The sequence below is a fragment of the Microbacterium sp. 05N427 genome, assembly GCF_056397105.1.
On the sequence record NZ_JBFTMT010000007.1, the window covers coordinates 129,433 to 154,410 of the forward strand.

Below are 24,978 nucleotides of genomic sequence, written 5' to 3' on the forward strand. Positions count from 1 at the left end.
GGGCGCACACGGACCTGTAGGGTGTCCAGCAGCAACCTCTCTTACATGTCAGCGGGTAGTCGTGTGGGTGGGTGGTTGGGGTGGCGAGGCCACCAATACCCAAAGCCGTGAGAACGTTCATGCGTGTCCTTCGTGGATAGGGGGCACGCCTGGGCGCGCCAGAAGTTCGTTGAGTGCGGCGACTGCCTGCAATGTGACGACGCCGTTTCCGCAGGCTTTGAGCTGCTCGGCTCTCGATAGTCCGATGCTGGGATCCGTGACCCATCCGGCGGGCCAGCCCATCATCCACTCGGTCAGTTCCGGGTTCAGGCGAGGCTTCCCGCCCTTCCCGTCGAACCGAACCGGTGCTGGTGCGGGGCGGCCGATGATCTGCTCCCATCGACGGATCGCGTGCGCGTATGGGCCCCAGTCGGTGACATCAGTCAGCATCGGGCCGCCAGCACGCGTCGCGCTCTTGCCGCGATCGTGATCACCGGACGTTGGAGTTGGCAACAGCGTGGCGGCTGTGCGGAGATCCATCCCGCCGTCGCCGTGAGCGCCAGGACCGTTCATATCCGTGGTTCGCGGCGTCGGCAGCAGCAAGGTCAGCGGAGTTCCCCCAGATGGACCAGGGTGTGTAGCGACCTGTCCGTCTTGCTCCACGTCCTTCCGTGCGACGAGGCGTCGGGACCATCCGACGCCCTCGGGGTAGGGAGCAGTACGCTCTCGGGGCCAGGCGAGGGTGAAGACCCGGAACCGCCCATGAGGGGCCCCGACATCAGCGGCTCGGATACCTGTCCATTCCGCATCGAACCCGAGATCGGCCAGGTCTCCAAGAACGGCTCCAAGTGCCCGCAGAACATGCCCTGGGTTGTCTCCCACACAGAGCGGGCAGGGTTCCATATCACTGTTGGCATCGGCACTGAGAAGTCCCCTTACGTTCTCGATCACGACCCAGTCGGGTCGAATCTGGTCGATGATGCGCGCGTACTCAGACCAGAGGCCCGAGCGGGTGCCGTCTTTCAGGCCGCGGCGTCTTCCCGCCAGGCTCACGTCTTGGCAGGGGAAGCCACCCGCGAGCACCTGAACAGGTTCAGGTGCGGTGAGCTTGGTCACATCACCGTGGTTCGGGATGCCCGGGTAGTGGTGGGCGAGCACCTTGGACGGGGCTGGATCGAACTCCGCGAACCACGCAGGCTCAGCACCGAACACATCCGTCACTGCCATGCCGAGACCGCCCACGCCGGCGAACAACTCGCCAGACTTCATTCCGACGCCTGCCGCACTTCGATGACTGCCCCAGGCCCGTCAGATCCAGCCCAGGCTTTCGTTTGTAAACCGGCGATGATGAACCGGTCGTCAATGATGAGGCCGCCCTGTTTGAGACCGTCGTAGGTGGAGCGGAGGAGCTTGTCGATATCGCCCACGGTCGGTGCGACCGGGTGCGCTGCTTTCGTGGATGCGGGCCGGGGGATGAAGAAATGCACGGTCACGCTGTACGGGGCTGGGATCGGTTCACGGTTCCCCACAGCTGCGGCGACGGCTTCACGCCACGGCTTCACCCGTTTGCTGGCCTCGAACATCCCGTACCGGGTTCTGATCTTCGATCCCTGCGGTGCCGGGATCCCGTCTACTCGAATGACCGTCATCGGTCCTCCTGGGTATGCAGGAAGGGCACGTCCCGGAGGACATGCCCTTCAGCGAATGGCTGGGGTGGCTAGGCGACGAATGTCTTGTAGCCGCGCAGCCGCTCGATGAGTTCGGCGTCGTTAGCCTCGTCGAGATGCCTCCGGTCGCACGGGATCATCGTCCGTTCGACGAGATCGAGCCCGTAGCGGCCGACGAGGTGTCGGACGACATGCTCAACCTCACGAGAGCTCTGCTGCTGGGAGAACCCGTAGCCGTCGCGTCGAGTCTTTGCGATCGGGTCGAGTGCCCGGATGCATCCGGCAAGCGCGGATGCCTCGGCAACGTCAGGCACAGCCTGCGCGGCCACCTGCGAGTGAAGTTCCGAGTTCCGCTCTATGAGCCGGTTGAACTCGTTAGCTTGCTGTTCAAGCGCCGCGATCAGCTGCGCTTTCGTCCGCCTGTCTTCGCTCATTGCTGCTCACTTCCGGTCTCGGTGATGATGATGTTTTCGGGTTCATCATCGAGGCGCGTCACTTGCACTTCGTCGATGCCCTTGAGGTGCTGCACCTTCTGCTCGTCGGCTTCGAGTGCGCGGCCCAGGTCGGTGGACTTCGGCAGGAATTTCGCGAGGGCGCGGACGGCGGTCTTCTTGACCATCTCCTCCTCATGCGACTTCCACGGACCCCGATCCCAGTAGGTGGGGCGACGGTCCATGACCTGGGTTTGGGTGAGGTACACCCATGTGGTGCCGCCCGTTTTCATCCGGGCGGAAGCGACGACACCGATCCAGTCGCGGGTCTCTTCGAAGTCGGCGGGTGTCCAGTCGTAGAACATGCCCCGTTCCGAGTTGCCGCCGTAGGTGAAGTCGTCACCCTGGCGGACGAGGAACGCTTGCACGTTCGTGACGAACTCTGACCGGAGGGCGAGCTTCACCATCCCCTGGTAGCCGATGATCGGTAGGCAGATGTCCCGCCCGTGGTCCTTGCGTGGGGTGAGGTAGAACTCCCCCAGCCCAGACCCGATCTCCAACTTCAATTGGGCGGCGAGCATAACCCCGCCGAGGAGGGTCTTCGGGTCAGCGTTCATCAGGCCGGGGGATTTCGTGATCTCGGAGAGCACGGCCCGGACGAACGCGCCCGAGTTCATCGCCCCACCCAGTTGCCGTTCGATTGCCGGCAACTGGGCTTCGACGAGATCCTTCATCGTCGGGTTGGTCTTCGCCGCCGCAGCGACGGTAGACAGATCGCTCCCGTTCATGCCACTTCCCGGATCTCGTATGTCCGCGCTGGGTGCGCTTCCTGGCCCAGCTTCATTGCCTCACGGGCGGTGYGATCGGTCTGGAAGTAGTGGACCCACTTAGTTCCATCCGGGTATCTCTCAATCACAGCCACCTTGTATTCGGCCATCACTTCGTCTCCTTCGTCTTGGTTGCGCGGAGAACCCTGAACGGCTGCCCCATGCGGGTGTACTTGGCGAGCAGGTGCGGGTAGTCGAGCCCGAATCCTTCTTTGTCGAACCCGACACGGCCCTTCTGCTGCTTCCACGTGGCGACCTTCCGGCCGTCACGGGTGAGAGTGTCCGCGGCACCGACGTACTGTGCGAGGACCACCTTCAACGCGTCGCGTTCCTGCTCCTGTGCCTTGATGTCGCTGTTGAGGACGGTGATGCGCTCCAACGTCTCGAACGCTGCCTCGCTCAACTCCGTGGGCCGGTCTTCGGTGGTGATCGCGTTGACCTCCGCGATCGTCGAAACGGGGGGCGGGTCATGCCGTTCCACGCGATCCCACAGGTCGGCCGCGGCCGGGATGAGGTGTTCGCGGATGAATCGTTCGTCACGGTCTTCCCAGAACAGGCGGAACTCACGTCCACCGATCCACACGACGACAACCGCACGTTGGGTGCCCGCGACGAGCATCTCCGTCTGCACCTGCACACGGATGTCTGTGGGGATCCCTTCATCCCAGTGATGCCCCGTGTAGTGGTGGGCTGTCTTGAACTGCCAGGTGATGAACGGCTCGTACGACACGCGGTCGAACGATGCGTGGATGAACGGGTGCTCATCCGATCGGGCCATGAACCCCGGCGCGAGGCGCGCGCGGGCAGCGGAGAACCGGTGCACCCATTTCTCGATGATCGCTTCCGATTCGTGGCCGATGAACGACAGCAGCGGGTCGAACTCCCTGTCGATGCCGTTCTTGTGCTTCCACACGTCCAGTGGTGTCGAGTAGGGCGACATGTTGAGGACTCCGGGCATCTCGGATGCCCCGATGCTGTTGCGGCGCTCCTGCTCCCATTCGGGAGTGTCCGGCGTCACCAGAACGAGTTCGTAAGTCACAGGTGCACCTCCTCGATGCTGAGTCCGTCCAAAGCGGCGATTCGCCAGGCTTCAGCGAATGCGAGGGGCCAGCAGAACTCGGGCCAGTCATGCACCCAATCACCGCCCTTACGGACCACCCAACGGTGGGTGCCGTGGTCACGTTCTACGTTCAGTCGTCCCATGACGATCTCCCCGTGCATGTGCCGCACCGGCAGTTACCGTACTCGTCGGCGTGGAACGCGATCGTGTGGGCACGTTCAGCGCGCATGACACGGCCCTGAGCGGCCGCGATCTTGTCCGGGTTGCCGCCCTGCAATGCGGCGTCGTAGGCGTCCTCAGCGGCCCGCAGGCGCTCCGCTGTCTTCGTCAGGTTCAGGACGGTCATGCTGATTCCTCCTTTGTGAAGTTGGCGAGGCGGTTGAGGACGCGGCGGGCGTGGTCGGTCTCCGCGTCGGGCTTAGCGCCATCCAGGATCGTGTCGATGAACCAGAGCGTCGCAGCGGGGCTGCTTGGCTTCTCTCGCTGTGACACCAGGATCGGGTTCGTCGGGTTGGTCTGGGCGAATGAGCCTCGGTAGTCACGGTCACCTGCTGAGTAGAGGACCGTGGTTTCTCCAACCTTCTTGAACTGTGGGCGGCTGCTGAACATGGTCATGCTGCTTCCTTCAATGTCCAGAGGTGAGCGGGGTTCCCGAACTCGGAGACCCCGCATTCGTCAAGGCGCACCCACGGGCCGCCTTCTTCTTCCGACAGGACCGTTCGCACCCTCTGTGGGGTGCACGCGAATCCGAGGGAGTGTCGGGCGATCCGGTACACCTCATCGGAGGTGACAGGGTGGCCGGCGACTTCCAGGGCTCGTTCGACGGCGAGGGCTGTCGGGATCTTCTTCACCGCCCGATCTCCGGCGAGGTGGCTTGTCGCGGGGTCGGTGGGTCTCACGTTCGGACGGTCAGGCCACACGTTCGGAACCGCCGTGAGCAGGTCCGCCGCGGTCATCCCCTCGAACCCGGTTGGTGTCATCGCATCCTCACGGGCACGCTTACCCGGAGCGAACACGTCATCCTCGATCGGCCACTCTCTGCCGTCATCCCCCCACGTCATCGCGTGGCCTCATGTTCGACAATGTGTGCGGCGGCGATATCCCGAACAGACTGAGGTGCCGTCCGGCCGATGACGCGCGACGGCTCTGCAGGGTCATCCGGGAACCAGCACGTTTCGATCCACCCGTCCGGCAGAACAACGGTGCTGTACTCCCCGCCAGCGCGGCGCGTGATGATTGGATTGCTCATGGCTTTCTCCCCTTCGTTGGGTTCGACAAATAGGGAGGGGTCGGGGTGCTCCCCACAACAACCCGACCCCTCAGATAGGGCGTCCCCAGACACCCCTTGTACGGTCACCCCCAGGTAACCGACGTGCCCCCGGCGCTACTTGCAAGCGCGCGCTCCCTGACCTCACGGACGCGGGGGCTGCTGGTCTCACCTATCTCGACTCGACTTCCCATCGCGTCATCATCGAGACGTGCACCTGACCGCGCGGCGGACACCGAAGTGCCTTGGGATCATCCGCGCTAGTCGTACCGCCAGCATTTGTTTCTTGAACTCCACGCCCAAGCCCTGCGCCGCCCGCTCCTGCAACGACGCCCAGCCAGCAAACCCAACGGGGCGCTTACGGGGTGGAAGCATCACCGTGGTCAGCCACAAGGGCAGGTATCCGGTGGTGCTACCGCTCGCAGTCCTCATAGCCGGGGCGCGTACCCAGGGCTGTCCAGGCTTCCCGAGACCGGGGTTCCTGGCTGTTACTCCTGCGAGTTCTATGCAGTTGGGTCGTCCCGAAGGATCGACAAGTACCGGTAGGTCACGACGGCCCTACACGGCGGCTCGGTATCAGCGCCCCGAGCGGCGCTCCGGAAGGTCATGGACGAAATACGCCAGACGGACACAACCGGCTAGAAGGGTGAGGACCATCGCGAACTGGATGACCTGGAACACGGTGCTCATGTCGTCACCTGCATCCACAGCGAGACGATCCACATCACGACAGCCACCAGCACGAGTCCGGCCCCGACGAGACCCATCGGCAAACCAATGCGGGGGCTGTCGTTGATGAAACTGATACCGAATCCGATGAACGCGAGCACGCCTCCGATGAGGCAGGGCCAGACCGCCGTGTAGGCGAGGGCGGCATCGATGGTCATGACTTGACCTCGAGTGCCTTCGCGACCTTGCCGCGCGGCTTGAACAGGGCCACCGCGGCGAACACGGTGACCGTCACGATCCACACGGCCGCCACGACAGCGATGAGGGCGAGGGCCCACCAGAAGATCTGTTCAGGGATCATGACGTCACCTCGAGTTCGGTGGTCATCCATTCGTCGAGGTCGTTGAAGAGGAACTTGTTCCGGGATCCGTGCTTGTACACCTTCGGTCCGGTGCCCTTCGACAGGCGGTTGTAGAGCGACTCGACGGGCATGCCGCAATAGTCGGCGGCTTGCTTCGTGGTCAGGAACGGGCCGACCAGAAGGTGTTGAGCCTTCCCCATCACGGCACTCATCGCCCGACCTCCGGTGCGTAGCGATTGATGAAGTACGCCTGGCCCCTCCCAGTCACCTTGGTGGTGAGGGTCACTGTGGGCGTACCGTCTGCACCCTGTACGGTCCGCTCGATCACCTCGAAAAGCCCGAGGTCCATAGCGCGCTGAGTTGGACGGTTCCACGACTCGCCAGTGCGGCATAGGTAGCCGTCGTCCCGCATCCGCTCATACAGTCGGTTCTGACCGATGTCCAGTCCGTTCTGCTTCAGGATGTTCGCCATCTGTCGAACCAGGATCGAGTCGGATGAGGATGCCACTGCGTCCGCGAACAGCACCTTTGGGGCGTCGACCTTGATCTTCGCCTCAAGCGCTTCAGCGCGCTCGGCCGCGTCGGCGGCAAGGCGCAGGAGCTTCGCTGACGGCAGCGCGGCGAGCATGTCGACGTCCGATCCGTAGCGACCGGTCTTGCGTAGCGTGGGGAGCACGTCGTGGGTGAGCCACCAACGGAACTGCTTGGCTCCTTCGACGCGACTTCGGAGGACGGCGCTGTACATGCCTGGCTCGTTGATGATCGTTACCCGCTGCTCGCCGCCAAGGGTATGCAGACTGTGCACCCCCTTCTCGTCTTCGTCGAGAGTGCGCGTCATCGCGGCGGTGGATGAGTACCCGAGGATCACTGCGAGGTCGCCGGCTACGAACCATGGCTCGCCGTCGACCAGCACAGTGCGCACCTCATACCTTCCGTACGCGAAGGGAACGACCGCGTCGGAGCTCGACTGTCCAAGCGCGTTCATGCTGCCACCGCCACCGGATAGCTGATTGCCTCCAGGCTGACGCCAAGGCCGCACGCAAGTTTGCGCAGCGTGGTAGGTGAGACCTGCCGGGTTCCACTCTCAATGTGGGTGAGAGTTCCCTTGGTGATCTCCGCGCGGGCTGCGAGGTCCATGTGGCGGATTCCAAGGGCCTCACGTAGGGCGCGGACTGCGGCTCCGTTGACGCGGCGCTTGATGTAGGGGGTTTCGGGCATGTAGGCAACGGTACGCGCACTTTCGCGCACTACGCAAGAATAGGCAACAGAAACTTTCGAGACTCCCGGAGTTCTGCGCCTATCTGCTTGCATTCGTTGCCTACAGTTGCCTATGCTTGCGGCATGATCACCTCTCAGGAGCTTCGTGATGCGCGCCACCGAGCCGATCTCACCCAGGCGGAACTTGCCACGCGGCTGGGCGTCTCCCTCCGCACCGTGACGAACTGGGAAGGAGGATCAGGGCCCCTTGCGGATCGCGCCGAGCAGAAGATCATGAGCGCACTCGGGGGAACGATCACCCGCATGAGGCTGGGCGTGCACGAGGCCCAGGGCCTTGACATTCCGGCTGAAGTCCTTACTCAGATGGCTGAGGCAAAGGCTGCACGTGATGGGCATGCGAGCACGATCGACGCCGCCGAGAGAGATGCGCTCAGGACGCAGTCGCTAAGCGAGCGAGGGTACGGAGKGGAGCAGAGGAAGCGGCGGCTGCTCAGCATGTTCACGGACATCGACCTGCTTCACGAGCTCACCAATCGCGCACGTCAACGCAACGTCTACCCGTCCGACTGGGCTACCCGATCACTTGAGAACGACCCGATGCGCTTGACGCTGATCCAACAGGTCGCCGAAGACTTCAACAACATCAGCGGCAATGTCCCCGACTCCGCGGATACTCAAGATGACTACGACTTGGTTGCGAAGAAGCGCTCCAAGGACCGGGGGGAGGACTTGGAGTGACCCAAGAACTGTTCGACATGGCCGACGCCTTGGGCTGCACGATCAAGTACGAGGACCTGTCGCACCTTGAGCGGGACGGCGACTACGACCTGAAGACGAACACAATCCGACTGCAAGAGAACATGTCGTACCGGCTACTGCGTTCCACGCTGGCTCACGAGCTGGCTCACGCGGTTTTCGGGGACGCCAAGTCCCCTTTCGGCCCCGTTCACGCGAAGCAGGAACGGCGTGCCGATGAATGGGCCGCACTCCGATTGATCTCGCACGACGCATATCGCGAGGCGGAGGCGATCTTCGACAGCAACCGAATCCTCATGGCTCAGCACCTCGAAGTCATCGTTGATGTAATCGACGCGTTCCAAAGGGTCCTCTTTCGTGCGGGCGGCCTGGTCTACCTGACGCCCCGAATGGGCACGGGCCAGTGGGACGACAAGATCGTGCTTGCCCCAATGCTCCCGTAACCACCCACCCCCGACAATGAAAGTAACCTCATGGACACCACTGGACTGATCGTCGTCATTATCGCGCTCGTGGTATCGCTGATGATCACCTACTTCATCATCCGCGCAGCAGTCACCAGCGCCCTCAGACAGGCTCGCCATGAAGAGCGAGTCGAGAAGTACATCCCCAACGCCGCAACGTGGCTCGACAACAACAGCCGAATCGCGCTTGAGAAGGCTGCGCGCAGCCCGCGCAGCTGACGCAACCCAGAAGGCAAGGCGCAGCGTGAGGAGATGAGTTGATGGCAAGGCCACCGCTCGAGCTTGAAACGTGGGGCCGCATCCGGCGCACGACGATCGATGGACAGGCGACCGCCGTGTGCCGCTACCGGGACACCGACGGCGTGACACGGAAGATGCAACGGCAGGGGAAGACGCACGCTGAGGCGGAGCGGAACCTGATCAAGTCTCTGAAGACGCGCCTCGCCCCATCGGGCGAAGACCTCACCGCAAACAGCACCGTGAACAGCGCCGCAACGAAGTGGTTCGCTGAGCCCGAACGCGACGACTTGGCGACCGCAACGCGCATCCGATACCGGCGCGTGCTCGACACCATCATCGGAAAGGGGTTCGGTGACGTGAGGCTTGTCGAGGCCACCGTTCCGCGCGTAGACCGGTTCCTGAAGCGCGTCACCCAGGAGAACGGCCCAGGCTCGGCCAAGACCACTCGTACGCTTCTGCAGCACATCTTCGGGCTTGCTGTGCGCCACGGGGCCATCAAGTCGAACCCGGTTCGGGATGCCGGCCGCATCGTCCAGCCACGCACGCCTGTAACTGCCCCATCTGTCGCAGATGTGCGGGCGATGCGGTGGATCATGTGGTCCTACGATGTCACCCCAGACAAGCGTGGCGCGTCCCGAGCGTCCGAGCTCGGCGACCTGTTCGAGCTGTTCATCGCGACCGGGGCGCGAACCGCTGAGATCCTCGCACTGCGATGGTCGGATGTGAACCTCGACGCCACGCCAGCAACGGTGAGCATTCATGGGACGGTCATCATCGGCGCGGATGGCAGGGTGATGGTTCAGGAGCACCCGAAGTCCGAATCGTCGCGTCGGCGGCTCAAGCTGCCAGCGTTCGCAGCTGACATGCTCACGAGGCGTCGTGTCGACTCGTACTGCGAGTGGGTTTTTCCGTCAGCGGTGGGCACACTGAGGTGGCCACACAACCTCGGCCGCAACTGGCGTGAGGCCCTCGAAGGCACCCCCTATGCCGGACTCTCGCCTCGGTCTCTRCGGAAGGCCGTCGCCACGCTACTGCGGGACTCGATGGGGGTCGAGGTCGCGAAGGATCAGCTCGGACACTCCTCGTCGGTGGTCACCCGCAAGCACTACATTCAGCCTCTCCATGTTGGCCCGGATGCGACCTCCGCTCTGTCGTCTTGGATTGAAAACGACGAGTAATCGACGGATTTCCGATTTGGTTCGACTGGAATCGTCCCATTGTCCCAGGAGAATACCTGATCAGCAGGTATTTAGCAGTACCCCCGGTCGGACTCGAACCGACACTGAAGCGATTTTAAGTCGCCTGCCTCTGCCGTTGGGCTACGGGGGCCGCCCATTGAGCCTAGCGAGCGCAGCACCGTGAGCGATGTTGACTCGGAGCCAATAGGGTGGGGGAGTGCTCGAGCTCATCGCCGATCAGGGCCACGCGACCCCCCGCCCCGCTGCGCACGCCTGGGAGGATCCGGCCCGATGGTGGCCGCGGCTGACCGCGGCCACAGCCCACCTGCCTGCGCCCGTCGCCGTCATCGATCTCGAGGCGCTGCGCTACAACACGATGGACATGGTGGTGCGCACCGGCGGGCTGCCGATCCGGATCGCCACGAAGTCGGTGCGTGTGCGCGAGGTCATCGACGCCGCGCTCAGGGTGCCGGGGTACCGCGGACTGCTCGCGTTCACACTGGCCGAGGCGCTCTGGCTCGCCGAGGACCACGACGACATCGTGCTCGCCTACCCGACCGCCGACCGCCCGAGCCTCGAACGACTGCTCGCCGATGAGCGGGCCGCCGCGCGGATCACCCTCATGGTCGACGACGAGTCCCAGCTCGACTTCATCGACGCGGTCGTCGCACCAGCCGCGCGCCCCCCGGTGCGCATCGCGATCGACRCCGACGCCTCGTGGCGCGCCCCCGCCCTCGGGCACATCGGCGTCTTCCGCTCGCCGCTGCACACCCCGGACGAGGTCGCGCGGTTCGCCCGCCGGGCCGCCGAGCGAGACGGGTTCCGTCTGGTCGGGCTGCAGATGTACGAGGCGCAGATCGCCGGCCAGGGCGACGACACGGGCAGCGGGGACACGCTGATCAGAACGGTGCAGGCGCAGTCGCGCCAGGAGCTGCGCGAGCGGCGCGCACGCATCGTGGAGGTCGTGCGGGCGCTCGTGCCCCTCGAATTCGTTACCGGAGGAGGGACCGGGTCCCTCGAGTACACCGGATCCGATCCCGCCCTCACCGAGATCACGGCGGGAAGCGGGCTGCTCGCCGGGCACCTGTTCGACGGCTACCGCGCCTTCGCACCGGCGCCCGCCAGCGCGATCGCCTTCGATGTCGTACGCCGGCCCGCTCCCGACATCGCGACGATCCTCGGCGGCGGATGGATCGCCTCCGGGCCGCCGGTCGCCTCGCGCCAGCCTGCGCCCGTGTGGCCGCAGGGGCTGCGGACGGCGCCGCGGGAAGCCGCGGGCGAGGTGCAGACGCCGCTGCGCGGCGAGGCCGCCCGCACGCTCCGGATCGGGGATCGTGTCTGGCTGCGGYATGCGAAGAGCGGCGAGCCGGCCGAGCGGATCCTGAGCTACCACCTCGTGGACGGCGATCGTGTCGTCGCAGAGCTGCCCACCTATCGCGGTGAGGGGAAGGCGTTCCTATGACACGACCCGGGGGAACCTGGCAGAACTGGGGTCGTTCGGCGTCGGTCCGACCGATCCGGGTGGAGCGTCCGCGCACTCCGGAGGGCGTGCAGCGCGCGGTGATCGCCGCCGCGACCCAGAACCTGCGCGTGAAGGCGGTCGGCGCCGGCCACAGCTTCACGGGGGTGGCGGTCGCGCCCGACGTGCTGCTGGAACTCGACGATCTGCAGGGACTGGTCTCGGCGGATGAGGCCCGAGGACGCGTGACGCTGCTCGCGGGGACCCGTCTGCACCGCATCCCTGCGCTGCTGGCGCCCTATGGGCTCGCCATGGAGAACCTCGGCGACATCGATCGGCAGTCGATCTCAGGGGCCATCTCCACGGGAACCCACGGCACCGGTGCGGGCTTCCGCGGGATCGCCGCACAGGTGGTCGGCGCCACGCTGATCACCGGGACGGGCGAGTTCCTCCGTGTCGACGAGAGCCTGAACGCCGAGCTGCTGCCCGCCGTCGCCCTGGGGCTCGGGGCGCTCGGGATCCTCGTCGACGTCACGCTGCAGTGCGTGCCCGCGTTCGTGATGCACGCGATCGATGCGCCGGCTCCGCTGGACGAGGTGCTGGAGGGCGTGCACGAACGCGTGGCCGCGGCGGACCACTACGAGTTCTACTGGTTCCCGCACACCGACGTGGCGCTCACGAAGACCACGGAGCGGCTTCCGGAGTCGACGGTGCGTCGTCCGCTGCCGACGGTCGGCAGGTGGATCGACGAGACGCTGCTCTCGAACGGCGTGTACCGGGCCGTCTGCGCGGGCGGCGTCGTTGTGCCGGCGATCACACCGCCGTTCAGCAGGCTCGCGGTGAAGCTCACGGGGGACCGCGAGTACACCGATCTCTCCCATCGCGTGCTCACGCAGAGCCGTACAGTGCGCTTCCGCGAAATGGAGTACGCGCTCCCGCAGGACCAGATCGTGCCGGTGTTCCGCGCCGTCCAGGCGCTCATCGCGAAGCGCGGCTGGCGCATCGAGTTCCCGATCGAGGTGCGCTTCGCCGCGGCCGACGATCGCTGGCTGTCCACAGCGCACGACCGCGCCTCGGCCTACCTCGCGGTGCACCGGTACTGGCGCCATGATCCTCGCGAGTACTTCGACGCGGTCGAGCAGATCTGCCTCGCCCACGGCGGACGGCCGCACTGGGGCAAGCTGCACATGCTGGGCGCCGATCAGCTGCGGGAGCGCTACCCGCGCTTCGACGACTTCCTGGCCCTGCGCGACCGGCTGGATCCGGAGCGCCGGTTCGGCAACCGCTATCTGGAGCGCGTGCTCGGTGCCTGACCGTTCGCTGGCAGCCCGGCGAACACGGAGGATGCCGGGATAGGATGAGCCGAAACCGCGTCTGCTAGGGGGTTGTCGTCCGTGGATGTTCTCGTGCCAGTGCTCGTCGTCATCGGTGTGATCGTTGTTCTGATCGTCGCCGTCGGCATCTATCTGTGGGCCACGTACAACTCGCTCGTGCAACTCGGGGTCCGCGTCGACGAGGCGTGGAGCGACATCACCGTGCAGCTCAAACGTCGCGCCGACCTGATCCCCAACCTCATCGACACGGTGAAGGGCTATGCGGCGCATGAGAAGGCGGTGTTCGAGAACGTCACGCGCGCTCGCGCCGAGACGCTGTCGGCTTCCAGCCCCGGTGAGGCCGGAGCCGCCGAGGGCCATCTGCAGCAGGCGCTGAAGAGCCTCTTCGCGGTCGCCGAGGCGTATCCGCAGCTGCAGGCCAGCCAGAACTTCCTTCAGCTGCAGGCGGCGCTGGTCGACACGGAGGACAAGATCCAGGCCTCCCGCCGGTTCTACAACGGTGGTGTGCGCGAGCTGAACACCAAGATCAAGGTGTTCCCGAACAACCTGTTCGCCCGCAACCTCGGATTCACCGAGCGCGAGTTCTTCGAGGTGGCCGACGGCGCCGCCATCGCGGAGCCCCCGCGCGTGCAGTTCTGACCCGAAGGGCTCAATGCCGCACAGCGGCGTTGGGCCCTTTTCCATGTCACGGCTGAGCGAGCGGCACCTGATCCGTCCGCCCCACATCGTGCCGGAGCACCCGCGCCGGGTGCCCGTCGAGCACATCGACGAGGGCGGCCGAGGCGTCGCCCCAGCCCGACACCGAGACATGTTCGAGCCCCTGCCAGGCGGCGGCCGCCCGCAGCTCGGCGGCGATGGGTTCGATGTCTTCCGCCGGGCGCGCCTGCGGCTCCCACCATGCGGACTGCACCCGTAGCGTGCTCGCGGCGCGGTCCGCTTTGAGATCCACCCTGGCGGCGATTCGGTCGCCGACCAGCACCGGCAGCGAGTAATAGCCGTAGCGGCGTTTGGCGGCGGGCGTGTAGATCTCGATCCGGTAGTCCAGGGCGAACGCCCGCAGTGCGCGATCACGGAACCAGACGACCGGGTCGAACGGGGTGAGGATCGCCGTCGTGTCGATCCGGCGCGGCAGGACGGCATCGAGGTGCCGCCAGGCCGGAAGGGGCCGGCCGCCGCGCTCCCACCCCCGCACGCGGACGGGCTCCAGCTCGCCCTGTTCCACGAGGTCGTCGATCGCGCCGAGCACCAGCGCGCGGTCCTTGATCCGGTAGTAGTCGGCGATGTCCGCCGCGGTCGCTACCCCGTGCGCCCTGGCCGCCCGTCGCACGAGCTCGCCGATCGCGGTGGCGCGATCCAGGTCGCGTCCGAGCAGATCGGCCGGAACCACGTGCTCCGCCAGGGCATAGCGGCGCTCGAAGCCGTCGCGCCCCGCGATCGCGACCTCGCCGACGCGCCAGAGGTATTCCAGCGCGTGCTTGACGTCGTCCCACTCCCACCAGCCGCCCTTGCCGCCCGGGGCGTCGCCGCGGATCTCGGCGGGGCGTGAGGGGCCACGCTCGTGCAGCTCGGACCGGACCCAGTCCAGCGTGCGCGCGGACGAGGTCCGTCCCCAGAACTCGCCGCGCTTGGCGCGGAACGCCTCGCGGCGGAACCCCCAGAGCGGCCAGTCCTCGACGGGCAGGAAGGTCGCCTCATGCGCGAGGTACTCGGTGTACCGGCCGGACCGTGCGGCGGTGGGGCGGGACAGGAAGGCGCGCTCCAGCAGCGCGGGGTCGTACGCCCCCAGACGCGAGAACAGCGGCAGGTAGTGCGAGCGCGCGAACACGTTCACCGAGTCGATCTGCAGCACGCCCATGCGCGCCATCGCCGTGTGCAGGTGGCGCACGCCGGGATCCGCGGGTCGTCGTCGGGAGAACCCCTGCGCAGCCAGCGCGATCCGCCGGGCCTCGCCGGCGCTCAGCGTGTCGACCGCGGGCTGCGCGGGGTTTCGGCGGGTGGTGGCGGGGGAGTCGGTCACGTCGGTCAGCGTATCGACAGCCATCGACATCGGCGGTGTCGGACGGAGGCGCCGTCGCACGGACGAGGGGTCCTGCGCCGCGCCCGTAGACTGGGCCGATGAGCGAGGACAGCACGCCCCGGCTGCGCGATCTCATCCGCCAGCGCACCGTCACCGGCCATGTCGATGTGCGCGACGACGTGCAGCGATCTCTTCCGGCAGGTCTCCGCATCGCCACCTCCTACGCCTGGCGCCTGCTGGTCATCGCCGCCGCGCTCGGCGTCGTGATCTGGCTGGTGATGCTGTTCAAGATCCTGGTCATCCCGCTGATGGTCGCGATCCTACTGATGGCCCTGCTCTGGCCCGCGTTCAGCACCATGCTGCGGGCGCGCTGGCCGCGCTGGGTCGCGATCGTGGTGGCGCTCATCGGCACTCTGGCGATCGTGGGTGGCCTGCTGTGGCTCGCGATCTGGCAGATCACCCAGCAGTGGCACGGGGTGCAGACGCGCACGGTCGCCGCCTGGGCACAGCTCCAGCAGTTCCTCCTCGATGGTCCGCTGCACCTGACGGCGAAGCAGATCCAGGATCTGCTCGACCAGGCCGTGACCTTCCTCAGCGAGCAGGGCGAGCTGCTGAAGAGCGGAGCGATCGCGGTCGGCACCACCTTCGGCCACGTCGCGACCGGCGCCGTGCTGACGCTTTTCATCCTGCTCTGCCTGCTCGCGGACGGCGGCGGCATCTGGAGATGGACCCTGAAGCTGTTCCCCCGGGCGTCGCGCACCGCCGTCGACGCGGCGGCCCGCAACGGCTGGGCCACCGTGATCAACTACGCACGCACGCAGATGCTGGTCGCCTTCATCGACGCCGTCGGAATCGGCCTCGGCGCGTTCCTGCTGGGCGTGCCGCTGGCCGTCCCGGTCGCGGTGCTGGTGTTCCTGGGCTCCTTCATCCCGATCGTCGGCGCGGTCGTCACCGGGGTGCTCGCGGTGTTCTTGGCCCTCGTCTACAACGGGCCCTGGATCGCGCTCTGGATGCTGATCGTGGTGCTCGCGGTGCAGCAGATCGAGGGCCACCTCCTGCAGCCGATCCTGATGGGTTCCGCGGTCAAGGTGCACCCGCTCGCCGTGGTGCTCGTGGTGGCCGGCGGCGCCCTGATCGCCGGAATCCCCGGTGCCCTGTTCGCGGTGCCGCTCGCCGCGTTCGTGAACGTGGCCGCCGTGACCATCAACTCCGGTGCGTGGCGCACCGGCGCCGCCCCGGATGGCGACTACATCTGGCAGACCGTGCCCCGGGTGCGGAGAAGGAGCAAGCGATGACGAACGACACGATCCCCACCCTCGCCGAGATCCAGCAGGCTGCGGACGGCCTGGACGGCGTGATCGTGCGCACCCCGACGCTGCCCTCGGTCGCGCTCACGAAGGTGCTGGGCTCGCCCGTGCTGCTGAAGATGGAGAACCTGCAGCGCACGGGATCGTTCAAGATCCGCGGCGCGGTGCACCGGCTCTCCCGTCTCACCGCCGAGGAGCGCAGCCGCGGCGTCGTGGCGGCCTCCGCCGGCAACCACGCCCAGGGCGTCGCCCTGGCGGCCCAGGCGCTGGGGATCCCGGCCACGATCTTCATGCCCATGGGCGTGCCGGTGCCCAAGCTTCTCGCCACTCGCGGGTACGGCGCGGAGGTCGTGCTCGAAGGCGAGACCGTGGCCACGTCGCTGCGTCTCGCGGCCGAGTTCGCCGAGCGCACCGGAGCGGTACTGATCCCGCCGTTCGACCACCGCGACATCGTGACGGGGCAGGCCACGCTCGGCCTCGAGCTCGTCGAGGACGTGCCGGACGTCGACACGATCCTCGTCGGGATCGGCGGCGGCGGCCTGATCGCGGGCGTCGCCGCGGCCGTGAAGGCACGTGCGGCCGAGCAGGGACGCACGGTGCGGGTGATCGGCGTGCAGGCGGAGAACGCCGCCGCGATGGGCCCGTCGCTCGCCGCAGGCCACCCCGTCGAGATCGTCACGCTGCCGACGATCGCAGACGGCATCCTCGTGGCGCGCCCCGGCGATGTGCCGTTCGAGATGATCGCGGAGCTCGTCGACGAGGTCGTGACCGTCAGCGACGATGACATCGCCCGCGCCCTGCTGCTGCTCCTGGAGCAGGCCAAGGTCGTGGTGGAGCCCGCGGGCGCGGTCGGGGTCGCGGCGATCCTGGCGGGCAAGGTGCACGCGAGCGGCACCACGCTGGCCGTCCTCTCCGGCGGCAACATCGACCCGCTGCTGCTGCAGCGTGTCGTGTCGCACGGTCTCGCGGCCTCGGGCCGCTACCTCACGCTGCGCATCCCGCTGCCCGACCGCCCGGGCCAACTCGCCCGGGTGTCGGAGCTCATCGCGCACGCCGGTGCCAACGTGATCGAGGCCATGCACACCCGCCACGGCCATGGACTGCAGATCAACGACGTCATCCTCGAGCTCAGCGTCGAGACGCGCGGCCCCGAGCACTCCGAGCTCACCCTCGACACGCTGCGTGCGGCCGGCTTCGAGCCGATCGTCGTGCAGGACTGACGGTCGATCAGCACGATCCGGATACGACGAACCCGCCGGCCCTCGATGGCGCGGCGGGTTCGTCGTCTGCGGTGTGCGGTCAGCCCGCGAAGGTCTCGACCTTCAGGATCTCGACCTCGATCGAGCGACCGTTGGGCGCCTCGTAGGAGGTCTTCTCGCCGACCTTGAGGCCCTGGATCGCGGATCCGAGAGGGCTCGCCTCGCTGTACACGTCGAGGTCCGTGCCGCCGGCGATCTCGCGGCTGCCGAGAAGGAAGACCTCCTCGCCGCCTGCGACGGTCGCGGTCACGACCGTGCCGGGCTCGACGATGCCGCGGCTGGCCGGGGCTTCGCCGACCTTTGCCGACTTCAGCAGGAGCTCGAGCGTGCGGATGCGCGCCTCCATCTTGCCCTGCTCGTCCTTGGCGGCGTGATAGCCGCCGTTCTCCTTGAGGTCGCCTTCTTCGCGCGCCAGCTCGATGCGCTTGGCGATCTCCTCGCGGCCGACCGTGGAGAGGTTCTCAAGCTCCGCGACCAGCCGGTCGTACGCCTCCTGCGTGAGGAAGGGGACCTGTGCGTCGTTCGACACGGCGAACTCCTTGCGAATCGGATCCGAGAACGGAACGTCCCGGATATGCCAAGACGCCCCGGCTCCTGCCGGGGCGTCGATCAACACGACGAGCCTAGGACACCCAGCAGGAGTTCACCAAACCCGTGGTCGCGGCCGAGACGATCGGGACATGCTCCGAGAACGCCCTGGAATGCTCCTGCGAGGCGGGGTAGGAGACGAGGCGCCAGCCGACGATTCCGAACTCCTCGTCCTGCGCCTCGACGATGCAGTGCACGGGCCGGTTCGTCGGGGCAGTGATCTGGAACTTCACCGTGACGGTGTGGTCATCCACGAGCGTGAAACCGGTTCCGGTGACGTCGACGGTGTCGGCGGAGCCCTGCCAGGTCCACCAGCCGAAGACGCCGACGACGATCGCGGCCGCCGCGATCGCGAGGATCATCGGCAGACGGCGGCGGGGTCCGCGGCCGTAGCGCTCGTCGAGCTGGGCGGGGGTCGTCACGGCGGGGTGCTTCCGATCGTTAGGCTTGAGGTTCCAGGTTATCCCGCGGGAGGCCCGGGGCCCGAACGGGCCGTCCCCAGAAAGGCTGAGAGATGATCGAGGCGATCCTTACCGCTGCCGCGGCGACCCCCACTCCGACCCCGACGGTCGACCCGAACCTGGTCACCCCGGGCCCTGTGGGCTTCGTGATCGTCGCGGTGGTCGTCGTCTTCGCGGCTCTTCTGATCTGGGACATGCAGCGGCGGATCCGTCGCGTGCGCTACCGCGAAGAGGTGCGGGCCGAACTCGATGCCGAAGAGGCGGCCCAGAGCGATGCCGCCGACGGCGAGGGCGACGCGGGCGCGCCGAAGGCCTGACGAGCGCGAGGAGTCGGGCGGCTCAGCCCGGCAGTCCCAGTGACGGGCGCAGCGGCGCCAGCGAGATGAGCAGGCACGCCGTCCAGTGGCAGAGGAACGCCAGCACGGTGCACACGTGGAAGATCTCGTGGAAGCCGAACTTCCCGGGCCACGGGTTGGGCTTCTTCAGCGCGTACACGATGGCGCCGCCGGTGTAGAGCAGCCCGCCCACGCAGACCAGCACCATCATCGCGACGTTGGCGTGCAGCAGGTCGACGATGTACATCATCGCCGCCCAGCCGAGCAGCAGGTACAGCGCGACGTACAGCCAGCGCGGGGCGTTGATCCAGAAGACCCGGAACAGGATCCCGAGGATCGCCCCCGACCACACCAAGATCAGCAGCAGCGCGCCCTTGTCCGGCGTGAGCGCGAGCGTCGCGAGCGGCGTGTAAGTCCCGGCGATCAGCAGCAGGATGTTGGCGTGATCGATGCGTTTCAGGATCGACTTGGTCTTCGGCTTCCAGTCGAAGCGGTGATACAGCGCAGAGTTGCCGAACAGCAGCATCGAGGTGATCATGAACACGGTGGCGGCCCACATCGCGACCGAGCCCTGGGCGAGCACGATGAGCACGATGCCTGCCGCGATCGCCACCGGGAAGGTGCCGGCGTGGATCCAGCCGCRCCAGGTGGGTTTGATCTCGACCTGCGCGTCGAGCTCCGMCTCCTCCAGGAGGGGCAGCTGGGGTACATCGGGTGCAGCGGATCGGGTCGCTCTGCGCATGGTTGAACTCTAAAGGTCCTGCCATGCCGAAACCCGTACATATGCACTGGATGACATGACGGCCCGATCTCGTCTGCGCGGTAGCGTAGGGGAGTGAGCGCACGGTCCGAGCAGCCAGGGAATGGCCCCCTCTATCGGCTGTACTCCCGACGCCTGCGGCGACGGCTGGATCCGGCGACGATGCCGCACCACATCGCGATGATGATCGACGGCAACCGCCGCTGGGCCCGGCAGCTCGGTTACGCGACCCCCGCGCACGGGCACAGGGCGGGAGCCGCGAAGATGCGCGAGTTCCTGGGCTGGTGCGACGAACTCGGCATCCGGGTGGTGTCCCTCTACCTGCTCTCCGCGGACAATCTGGGCAAGCGCGATTCGGCGGAACTCGCCGACCTCATCGAGATCATCGGCGAACTCGCCGACAGCCTCTCCCGCGAGGGCAACTGGCGGGTCAAGCATGTGGGGCGTGCGGACATCCTGCCCGCAGAGCTCGCGCGGGTTCTGGCCGAGGCCGAGGAGCGCACGCGCGATCACACGGGACTGCACGTGAACCTCGCGGTGGGCTACGGCGGGCGCAACGAGATCGTCGACGCCGTGCGGTCGATCCTCGCGCAGCACGACGCGTCCGGCGGCACGCTGGAGGACCTCGCGGCCAACCTCACCCCGGAGATGATCGGGGAGCACCTGTACACCGGCGGTCAGCCGGATCCGGATCTCGTCATCCGCACGAGCGGCGAGCAGAGGCTCAGCGACTTCCTGCTCTGGCAGAGCGCGCACAGCGAGTTCTACTTCGTCGAAGCACTCGGCCCGGACCTCCGTCAGGTCGATTTCCTCCGCGCCATCCGCGACTACGCCGACCGCGACCGCCGCTTCGGCCGCTGAGCGGCGGGCGGCGTCGGGAGCGCCTGTGCCGCATGCCAGACTGGCGGGATGCGCGCGATCGACGACTACACCGCGACGTTCGACGAGGATCCGGGATACCTGAACTGGGCCGCGTTCGGGCCGCTGTCCCCGGCCGCACGGGCGGCACTGGTCTCCGACGCCGACCTGCTCTCGACGGGGCGCGCCGAGGGCATCGCCACGACGGCGGGGCGGACGGCTGAGGCGCAGGCGGCGGTGGCGGGGCTGCTCGGATCCGCCGCCGACGAGGTCACGGTGCATCCCTCCTCGACGCACGCCCTGCAGCAGGCGCTCGCCGGGCTCGAGGGGGCAGTGATCGCCTCCTCCGCAGAGTTCCCGAGCGTCACGATCACCCTCGACCGCGCGGCGGCCGCCTCAGGCGGACGGCTCGCACCGCGCTGGATCACGCCGGCCGGCACCCGTGTGACGGCCGCGGCCCTGGCCGACGCGCTGGACCCCGCTGTGACGGCGCTCGTCGTGAGCCATGTCGACTTCCGCTCGGGGTATCGCGCGGATCTCGCCGCCCTCCGCGAGGCGCTCGGCGAGGACCGGCTGCTCATCGTCGACGCGGTGCAGTCCTTCGGCGTCGTGGACGAGGACTGGGCGGTCGCCGACGTCGTGGTCGGCCATGGCTACAAGTGGCTGCGAGCAGGACGCGGCACGGGATTCGCGCGGTTCACGGATCGCGCCCGCGAGCGGATCCGCCCGGTGCTCAGCGGCCGGATCGCGACCGCCGCGGCGGGCCTTCCCACCGACGCGCTGCCGGATCCGGCCCCGTCCGCACAGGCCTACGCCGTCAGCGCACCGGATCCGCTCGCGGCGGGACGTCTCGCCGCCGGCGTCTCCGAGATCCAGGCCGCAGGGGTCGGCGCCGTCGCGGAGCGCCTGTCCCGCAACGTCGACGCGCTGCTCGACATCGCCGATCGGCACGGGGTCGAGGTGGTTTCGTCGCGCGAGCCGTCGGAGCGCGCCGGCATCGTGGTGCTCGCCACCTCGGATCCGCAGAGCGTCGGCGAGGTGCTTTCCGCCGCGGGCATCCACGTCACCCTGCACGCGCGGGCCGTGCGGGTGGCGCCGCATGCAGGCACGAGCGAGGACACGCTGGGCCGGTTCGACGCCGCTCTCGCCGACGCCCGAGAGTTCATCCGCCCTTAACCGGTCAGAAGGCGTGTCCTCCTGCGCGATGTCGGTGGGGAGTCGTACGTTCATGGCATCGGACACGGCGTCCGATCGAGTTGGCCTCAAGGATCGCGACTCGTGGCCCTGGTCGACTCGCCTAGTACCGGGAATCCCCGGGTCGGGAGAGCGTTGTGGCCGCACGTACCGCACTGAAGAGCACCACCCGCACCACCGCCGTGAGCGAAGGGGGTGCAACGCTCGATCAGGATCTGAAGACCTACGTGCTCGACACGTCCGTGCTGCTGTCGGATCCGCAGGCGTTCTTCCGCTTCGCCGAGCACTCCATCGTCCTGCCGGTCGCCGTGATCGGCGAGCTGGAGGGCAAGCGCCACGACCCCGAGCTCGGGTACTTCGCCCGACGCGCGCTCCGCCACCTCGACGAGCTGCGCGTCGAGCACGGCAGGCTCGACTTCCCGATCCCGATCGGCGAGGGCGGCACGCTGCGTGTCGAGCTGAACAACTCCGACCAGACCGTGCTGCCCAGCGGCATCCGCCTCGGCGACAACGACAGCCGGATCCTCGCCGTCGCGATGCATCTCTCCCAGGACGGGCAGGATGTCACGGTCGTCTCGAAGGATCTGCCGATGCGCGTCAAGGCGGCCTCGCTCGGCATCAACGCCGAAGAGTACCTCGCCGAACAGGCGGTGGACTCGGGCTGGACCGGTATCAGCTCGATCTCGCTCTCGGGCGACGAGATGAGCGACCTCTACGAGAGCGAGGTCGGCACGAGCGAGGAGGCGATCGGTCTCCCGGTGAACACCGGCCTCATCATCCACTCGGAGCGCGGCTCCGCCCTCGGGCGGGTCACGGGAGACGGCGAGTACGCGCTGGTCCGCGGCGACCGCGAGGTGTTCGGCCTGCACGGGCGCTCGGCCGAGCAGCGCATCGCGATCGACCTGCTGTCCGACCCCGACGTCGGCATCGTCTCGCTCGGCGGCCGCGCCGGCACCGGCAAGTCGGCCCTCGCGCTGTGCGCGGGCCTTGAAGCAGTGCTCGAGCGGCAGCAGCAGAAGAAGATCATCGTGTTCCGTCCGCTGTTCGCGGTCGGCGGCCAGGAGCTCGGCTATCTGCCGGGCGACAAGGACGAGAAGATGAGCCCCTGGGGTCAGGCGGTCTTCGACACACTCGGCTCCGTCGTCTCGGGCAACGTCGTGGATGAGGTCGTCGAGCGCGGCATGCTCGAGGTGCTCCCGCTCACTCACATCCGCGGGCGCTCGCTGCACGACGCCTTCGTGATCGTCGACGAGGCGCAGTCGCTCGAGCGCAACGTGCTGCTCACCGTGCTGAGCCGCATGGGTCAGAACTCCCGCGTCGTACTCACCCATGACGTGGGCCAGCGCGACAACCTGCGGGTGGGACGTMACGACGGCGTCGCGAGCGTGATCGAGACCCTGAAGGGCCACAGCCTCTTCGGCCACGTCACCCTGCAGCGTTCCGAGCGCTCGGCGATCGCGGCGCTCGTCACGGAGCTCCTGGAGGGCGGCGAGCTCAGCTGACCTCGGCGGCACGGTTCTTCGCGACGCCTGCACGACCGGACGACGGATGCACGACGGATCCGCGGTTCGGATCGTGCAGGCGTCGCACTGTCGTGCGAGCGTCGCAGGGAACCGGGCGCACCGGGGCATCGCAGGCGAGTTGGTGCGGGTGCGTCGGTCGTGCTGCGCGCGCATGCGTGCGGCCTAGGCTGAGCTGATGAGCTCGATCGAAGGCCTGCCGGTCTCGGAGTATGCGTTCCCCGGGCCATTGCGGAATCGCCTCGTCGCGGCGATCCGAGCCGGGGTCAAGACCTCCACGACCAGCCTTCTCTTCGAATACGAGCGTGAGGGCGAGCCCGTGCCCGTCGTCGGCGACAGGGCGGTCGTGATCGACTCCGCAGGAGATCCGGTCGGGATCGAGGAGATCATCGACGTGCGGATCCTTCGCCTGGATGACGCCGATCTCGCGCATGCGATCGCCGAAGGAGAGGGTTTCACGACGGTCACGGAGTGGCGGGCGGGACACGAGCGCTTCTGGCACGGTGCAGACTTCCGGGAATGGGCGGGGGATCCGTCCTTCCAGGTGGAAGGCGACACGCTCGCCGTGCTGGTGCGGTTCCGCTTCGAACCGCTCTGATCCGCCGGTTCCGGTTCCGGTGCCGGTGCCGGTTCCGGTTCCGGCCGTGCCCATCTTCGCGACGAATGCACGACCACGCGACGCCTGCACGACGGATCCGGCGTTCGGATCGTGCAGGCGTCGCAACGTCGTGCAGGCGTCGCAGGCGTCGCAGGCGTCGCAGGCGTCGCATGCGTCACAGGCGACCGGGCGCGCCGGGCATCGCAGGCGACCGGGCGCAAGCCCTCAGACGAGAACCCGGGCGAGCGCGGCGAGGATCGCTGCCTGAACGGTCGGCCAGTTGTGCAGCACCTGGGCGTAGTCGAAGCGCAGGGTCTCGAACCCCAGACCTGAGGCGATCGCATCCCGACGCAGATCCTTGTGGCGCTGGGGGGATCCGTCGTGGTTCTCCTTGCCGTCCACTTCGATGATGAGCCTGCCGGCGACCACGAAATCGACCTTCCCGACTCCGGCGATACGGACTTGGCACTCGAGTTGAACGCCGAGGACGTGCATTCGCAGCCTCAGCAAGGACTCGAGACCGCTGTCCGCATCACGGCGGGCGAAATCGACGAGCCAGCGCGCCGTGCTCGGGAGGGCGTYGCGGATCCTGATGCGCGCGGCTCGGGAGAGCAGCCCCTTCCTCCACGCGGACTCGAAGGAGGCGAAGAACGCCTCGTCGCCGCCGCACCGGTACAGGTGGACCAGAGCGGTTTCCGCACCAACGACGCCGAAGGTCGCCTCACCGTTGAAGTAGTGGCTGACGCATGCGCACGCCGGATGCGGATGCACCCGGCCGTTCCGTCCCACCCACACGTGCGGGGGAGCATCCTTGTCGAGCACCCACACCCTGTGCAGTCGCAGTGCGGAGCCGCAGGTCAGTGCGCCTCCGTGCGCGGCGGCATCCACGAGCTGTCTCCTCGCTCCCGGCGCGGCGAACACTCCTGGCCGGACCCTGAGGATCGTCCGGCTCGACACGGCGCGGGCCAGCGCACTGCGGGTCAAGCCGAAGCGGTGCAGCTGCTCGCCGCGGGCGATGCCGCCGAGGCGGGTGAGGGTGGTGGCGGGATCCAGCATGCCGCTCACTCTGTCCTGAACCGCGCCGCGTGTGCTGGCCGTTCACGGAATCCGTGCTGTAACGGCAGGGCCGGTCGCTTGTGGAGGACGACCGTGTCGGCGACGCCTGTACGAC

Annotated in this window: 32 protein-coding genes and 1 tRNA gene; 14 read left to right on the forward strand and 19 right to left on the reverse strand. The window is 67.4% G+C overall.

Features of this window, described 5'->3' with window-relative positions; translation table 11 throughout:
• Positions 1 to 117: 117 nt before the first annotated feature.
• The 13 genes from AC1DG4_RS08700 to AC1DG4_RS08760 all read right to left on the reverse strand — a co-directional run bounded on the left by AC1DG4_RS08700 (position 118) and on the right by AC1DG4_RS08760 (position 7,479).
• Positions 118 to 1,248, reverse strand: coding sequence for a DNA cytosine methyltransferase (locus tag AC1DG4_RS08700; RefSeq protein WP_477376956.1), 1,131 nt, complete (start codon positions 1,246 to 1,248; stop codon positions 118 to 120).
• A complete protein-coding gene (locus AC1DG4_RS08705; protein ID WP_477376957.1) occupies positions 1,245 to 1,628 on the reverse strand; it encodes a RusA family crossover junction endodeoxyribonuclease in 384 nt (127 codons plus the stop codon). Before AC1DG4_RS08705 ends, AC1DG4_RS08700 begins: the two co-directional genes overlap by 4 nt.
• A gap of 68 nt (positions 1,629 to 1,696) precedes the next feature.
• Positions 1,697 to 2,080 (reverse strand): hypothetical protein, encoded by a 384-nt coding sequence (locus AC1DG4_RS08710; protein ID WP_477376959.1) that lies wholly within the window; start codon positions 2,078 to 2,080, stop codon positions 1,697 to 1,699.
• The gene (locus AC1DG4_RS08715; protein ID WP_477376961.1) at positions 2,077 to 2,865 is read right to left on the reverse strand and encodes a recombinase RecT; all 789 of its coding nucleotides are present in this window, start codon (positions 2,863 to 2,865) and stop codon (positions 2,077 to 2,079) included. The genes AC1DG4_RS08710 and AC1DG4_RS08715 overlap by 4 nt, the downstream gene beginning before the upstream one ends.
• 148 nt (positions 2,866 to 3,013) lie before the next feature.
• Complete coding sequence (locus AC1DG4_RS08720) at positions 3,014 to 3,943, reverse strand: lambda-exonuclease family protein (protein ID WP_477376964.1); 930 nt, start codon at positions 3,941 to 3,943, stop codon at positions 3,014 to 3,016.
• A gap of 151 nt (positions 3,944 to 4,094) precedes the next feature.
• The gene (locus AC1DG4_RS08725) at positions 4,095 to 4,310 is read right to left on the reverse strand and encodes a hypothetical protein (RefSeq protein WP_477376966.1); all 216 of its coding nucleotides are present in this window, start codon (positions 4,308 to 4,310) and stop codon (positions 4,095 to 4,097) included.
• Positions 4,307 to 4,579 (reverse strand): hypothetical protein, encoded by a 273-nt coding sequence (locus AC1DG4_RS08730; RefSeq protein ID WP_477376968.1) that lies wholly within the window; start codon positions 4,577 to 4,579, stop codon positions 4,307 to 4,309. The genes AC1DG4_RS08725 and AC1DG4_RS08730 overlap by 4 nt, the downstream gene beginning before the upstream one ends.
• The gene (locus tag AC1DG4_RS08735; RefSeq protein ID WP_477376970.1) at positions 4,576 to 5,025 is read right to left on the reverse strand and encodes a hypothetical protein; all 450 of its coding nucleotides are present in this window, start codon (positions 5,023 to 5,025) and stop codon (positions 4,576 to 4,578) included. The genes AC1DG4_RS08730 and AC1DG4_RS08735 overlap by 4 nt, the downstream gene beginning before the upstream one ends.
• A gap of 892 nt (positions 5,026 to 5,917) precedes the next feature.
• The gene (locus AC1DG4_RS08740; protein ID WP_477376972.1) at positions 5,918 to 6,118 is read right to left on the reverse strand and encodes a hypothetical protein; all 201 of its coding nucleotides are present in this window, start codon (positions 6,116 to 6,118) and stop codon (positions 5,918 to 5,920) included.
• Entirely contained in the window at positions 6,115 to 6,261 is a 147-nt protein-coding gene (locus tag AC1DG4_RS08745; RefSeq protein ID WP_477376973.1) for a hypothetical protein, read from the reverse strand. Before AC1DG4_RS08745 ends, AC1DG4_RS08740 begins: the two co-directional genes overlap by 4 nt.
• Positions 6,258 to 6,461 (reverse strand): helix-turn-helix transcriptional regulator, encoded by a 204-nt coding sequence (locus AC1DG4_RS08750; protein WP_477376975.1) that lies wholly within the window; start codon positions 6,459 to 6,461, stop codon positions 6,258 to 6,260. Before AC1DG4_RS08750 ends, AC1DG4_RS08745 begins: the two co-directional genes overlap by 4 nt.
• A gap of 8 nt (positions 6,462 to 6,469) precedes the next feature.
• A complete protein-coding gene (locus tag AC1DG4_RS08755; protein WP_477376977.1) occupies positions 6,470 to 7,246 on the reverse strand; it encodes a phage antirepressor KilAC domain-containing protein in 777 nt (258 codons plus the stop codon).
• Positions 7,243 to 7,479 carry a helix-turn-helix domain-containing protein gene (locus AC1DG4_RS08760; protein ID WP_477376979.1) on the reverse strand — a complete coding sequence of 79 codons (237 nt, stop codon included), beginning with the start codon at positions 7,477 to 7,479 and terminating at the stop codon, positions 7,243 to 7,245. The genes AC1DG4_RS08755 and AC1DG4_RS08760 overlap by 4 nt, the downstream gene beginning before the upstream one ends.
• A 123-nt stretch (positions 7,480 to 7,602) precedes the next feature.
• Here AC1DG4_RS08760 and AC1DG4_RS08765 point away from each other — a divergent pair, with 123 nt between their 5' ends.
• From AC1DG4_RS08765 to AC1DG4_RS08780, 4 genes are read left to right on the forward strand one after another with little or no spacing between them, the layout of a single operon-like run.
• Positions 7,603 to 8,217 (forward strand): helix-turn-helix domain-containing protein, encoded by a 615-nt coding sequence (locus AC1DG4_RS08765; RefSeq protein ID WP_477421183.1) that lies wholly within the window; start codon positions 7,603 to 7,605, stop codon positions 8,215 to 8,217.
• Positions 8,214 to 8,678 carry an ImmA/IrrE family metallo-endopeptidase gene (locus AC1DG4_RS08770; RefSeq protein WP_477376983.1) on the forward strand — a complete coding sequence of 155 codons (465 nt, stop codon included), beginning with the start codon at positions 8,214 to 8,216 and terminating at the stop codon, positions 8,676 to 8,678. The genes AC1DG4_RS08765 and AC1DG4_RS08770 overlap by 4 nt, the downstream gene beginning before the upstream one ends.
• A 30-nt stretch (positions 8,679 to 8,708) precedes the next feature.
• Positions 8,709 to 8,918: a hypothetical protein gene (locus AC1DG4_RS08775; RefSeq protein ID WP_477376985.1), complete on the forward strand. Its 210-nt coding sequence runs from the start codon at positions 8,709 to 8,711 to the stop codon at positions 8,916 to 8,918.
• A gap of 41 nt (positions 8,919 to 8,959) precedes the next feature.
• A complete protein-coding gene (locus tag AC1DG4_RS08780; RefSeq protein WP_477376987.1) occupies positions 8,960 to 10,117 on the forward strand; it encodes a tyrosine-type recombinase/integrase in 1,158 nt (385 codons plus the stop codon).
• A gap of 78 nt (positions 10,118 to 10,195) precedes the next feature.
• Here the strand turns inward: AC1DG4_RS08780 and AC1DG4_RS08785 are convergent.
• A tRNA-Leu gene (locus AC1DG4_RS08785) sits at positions 10,196 to 10,268 on the reverse strand.
• Between the two features lie 66 nt (positions 10,269 to 10,334).
• Here AC1DG4_RS08785 and AC1DG4_RS08790 point away from each other — a divergent pair.
• The 3 genes from AC1DG4_RS08790 to AC1DG4_RS08800 all read left to right on the forward strand — a co-directional run bounded on the left by AC1DG4_RS08790 (position 10,335) and on the right by AC1DG4_RS08800 (position 13,549).
• Entirely contained in the window at positions 10,335 to 11,579 is a 1,245-nt protein-coding gene (locus AC1DG4_RS08790; RefSeq protein ID WP_477421184.1) for an alanine racemase, read from the forward strand.
• Positions 11,576 to 12,889 carry a D-arabinono-1,4-lactone oxidase gene (locus AC1DG4_RS08795; protein ID WP_477376991.1) on the forward strand — a complete coding sequence of 438 codons (1,314 nt, stop codon included), beginning with the start codon at positions 11,576 to 11,578 and terminating at the stop codon, positions 12,887 to 12,889. Before AC1DG4_RS08790 ends, AC1DG4_RS08795 begins: the two co-directional genes overlap by 4 nt.
• 81 nt (positions 12,890 to 12,970) lie before the next feature.
• On the forward strand, positions 12,971 to 13,549 hold the full coding sequence (locus AC1DG4_RS08800; RefSeq protein WP_477376993.1) for a LemA family protein: 579 nt from the start codon (positions 12,971 to 12,973) through the stop codon (positions 13,547 to 13,549).
• Between the two features lie 46 nt (positions 13,550 to 13,595).
• Here AC1DG4_RS08800 and AC1DG4_RS08805 read toward each other — a convergent pair whose 3' ends face one another.
• Entirely contained in the window at positions 13,596 to 14,927 is a 1,332-nt protein-coding gene (locus AC1DG4_RS08805; protein WP_477376995.1) for a winged helix-turn-helix domain-containing protein, read from the reverse strand.
• A 98-nt stretch (positions 14,928 to 15,025) separates the two neighbouring features.
• Between AC1DG4_RS08805 and AC1DG4_RS08810 the strand changes: the two genes are divergently transcribed.
• Positions 15,026 to 16,222 (forward strand): AI-2E family transporter, encoded by a 1,197-nt coding sequence (locus tag AC1DG4_RS08810; protein WP_477376997.1) that lies wholly within the window; start codon positions 15,026 to 15,028, stop codon positions 16,220 to 16,222.
• Positions 16,219 to 17,454, forward strand: coding sequence for a threonine ammonia-lyase (ilvA, locus tag AC1DG4_RS08815; protein ID WP_477376998.1), 1,236 nt, complete (start codon positions 16,219 to 16,221; stop codon positions 17,452 to 17,454). The genes AC1DG4_RS08810 and ilvA overlap by 4 nt, the downstream gene beginning before the upstream one ends.
• Before the next feature lie 79 nt (positions 17,455 to 17,533).
• On the opposite strand, the gene greA is transcribed toward ilvA, so the two are convergent.
• Positions 17,534 to 18,022 carry a transcription elongation factor GreA gene (gene greA, locus AC1DG4_RS08820; protein ID WP_045272181.1) on the reverse strand — a complete coding sequence of 163 codons (489 nt, stop codon included), beginning with the start codon at positions 18,020 to 18,022 and terminating at the stop codon, positions 17,534 to 17,536.
• A 94-nt stretch (positions 18,023 to 18,116) separates the two neighbouring features.
• Complete coding sequence (locus AC1DG4_RS08825) at positions 18,117 to 18,503, reverse strand: DUF4307 domain-containing protein (RefSeq protein ID WP_477377001.1); 387 nt, start codon at positions 18,501 to 18,503, stop codon at positions 18,117 to 18,119.
• Between the two features lie 92 nt (positions 18,504 to 18,595).
• Here AC1DG4_RS08825 and AC1DG4_RS08830 point away from each other — a divergent pair, with 92 nt between their 5' ends.
• Positions 18,596 to 18,859, forward strand: a complete 264-nt coding sequence (locus tag AC1DG4_RS08830) for a hypothetical protein (protein ID WP_477377003.1) — start codon at positions 18,596 to 18,598, stop codon at positions 18,857 to 18,859.
• 22 nt (positions 18,860 to 18,881) lie between these two features.
• Here the strand turns inward: AC1DG4_RS08830 and trhA are convergent, their stop codons facing one another.
• A complete protein-coding gene (gene trhA / locus AC1DG4_RS08835) occupies positions 18,882 to 19,619 on the reverse strand; it encodes a PAQR family membrane homeostasis protein TrhA (protein ID WP_477421185.1) in 738 nt (245 codons plus the stop codon).
• A gap of 93 nt (positions 19,620 to 19,712) precedes the next feature.
• Here trhA and AC1DG4_RS08840 point away from each other — a divergent pair, with 93 nt between their 5' ends.
• The 4 genes from AC1DG4_RS08840 to AC1DG4_RS08855 all read left to right on the forward strand — a co-directional run bounded on the left by AC1DG4_RS08840 (position 19,713) and on the right by AC1DG4_RS08855 (position 23,807).
• The gene (locus AC1DG4_RS08840) at positions 19,713 to 20,498 is read left to right on the forward strand and encodes an isoprenyl transferase (protein WP_045272185.1); all 786 of its coding nucleotides are present in this window, start codon (positions 19,713 to 19,715) and stop codon (positions 20,496 to 20,498) included.
• A gap of 48 nt (positions 20,499 to 20,546) precedes the next feature.
• Entirely contained in the window at positions 20,547 to 21,671 is a 1,125-nt protein-coding gene (locus AC1DG4_RS08845) for an aminotransferase class V-fold PLP-dependent enzyme (protein WP_477377007.1), read from the forward strand.
• A 200-nt stretch (positions 21,672 to 21,871) separates the two neighbouring features.
• Positions 21,872 to 23,191, forward strand: a complete 1,320-nt coding sequence (locus tag AC1DG4_RS08850) for a PhoH family protein (protein WP_477421204.1) — start codon at positions 21,872 to 21,874, stop codon at positions 23,189 to 23,191.
• A 196-nt stretch (positions 23,192 to 23,387) separates the two neighbouring features.
• Complete coding sequence (locus AC1DG4_RS08855; RefSeq protein ID WP_477377009.1) at positions 23,388 to 23,807, forward strand: ASCH domain-containing protein; 420 nt, start codon at positions 23,388 to 23,390, stop codon at positions 23,805 to 23,807.
• A 225-nt stretch (positions 23,808 to 24,032) separates the two neighbouring features.
• Here the strand turns inward: AC1DG4_RS08855 and AC1DG4_RS08860 are convergent, their stop codons facing one another.
• On the reverse strand, positions 24,033 to 24,863 hold the full coding sequence (locus tag AC1DG4_RS08860) for a DUF559 domain-containing protein (protein WP_477421186.1): 831 nt from the start codon (positions 24,861 to 24,863) through the stop codon (positions 24,033 to 24,035).
• Between the last annotated feature and the right edge of the window lie 115 nt (positions 24,864 to 24,978).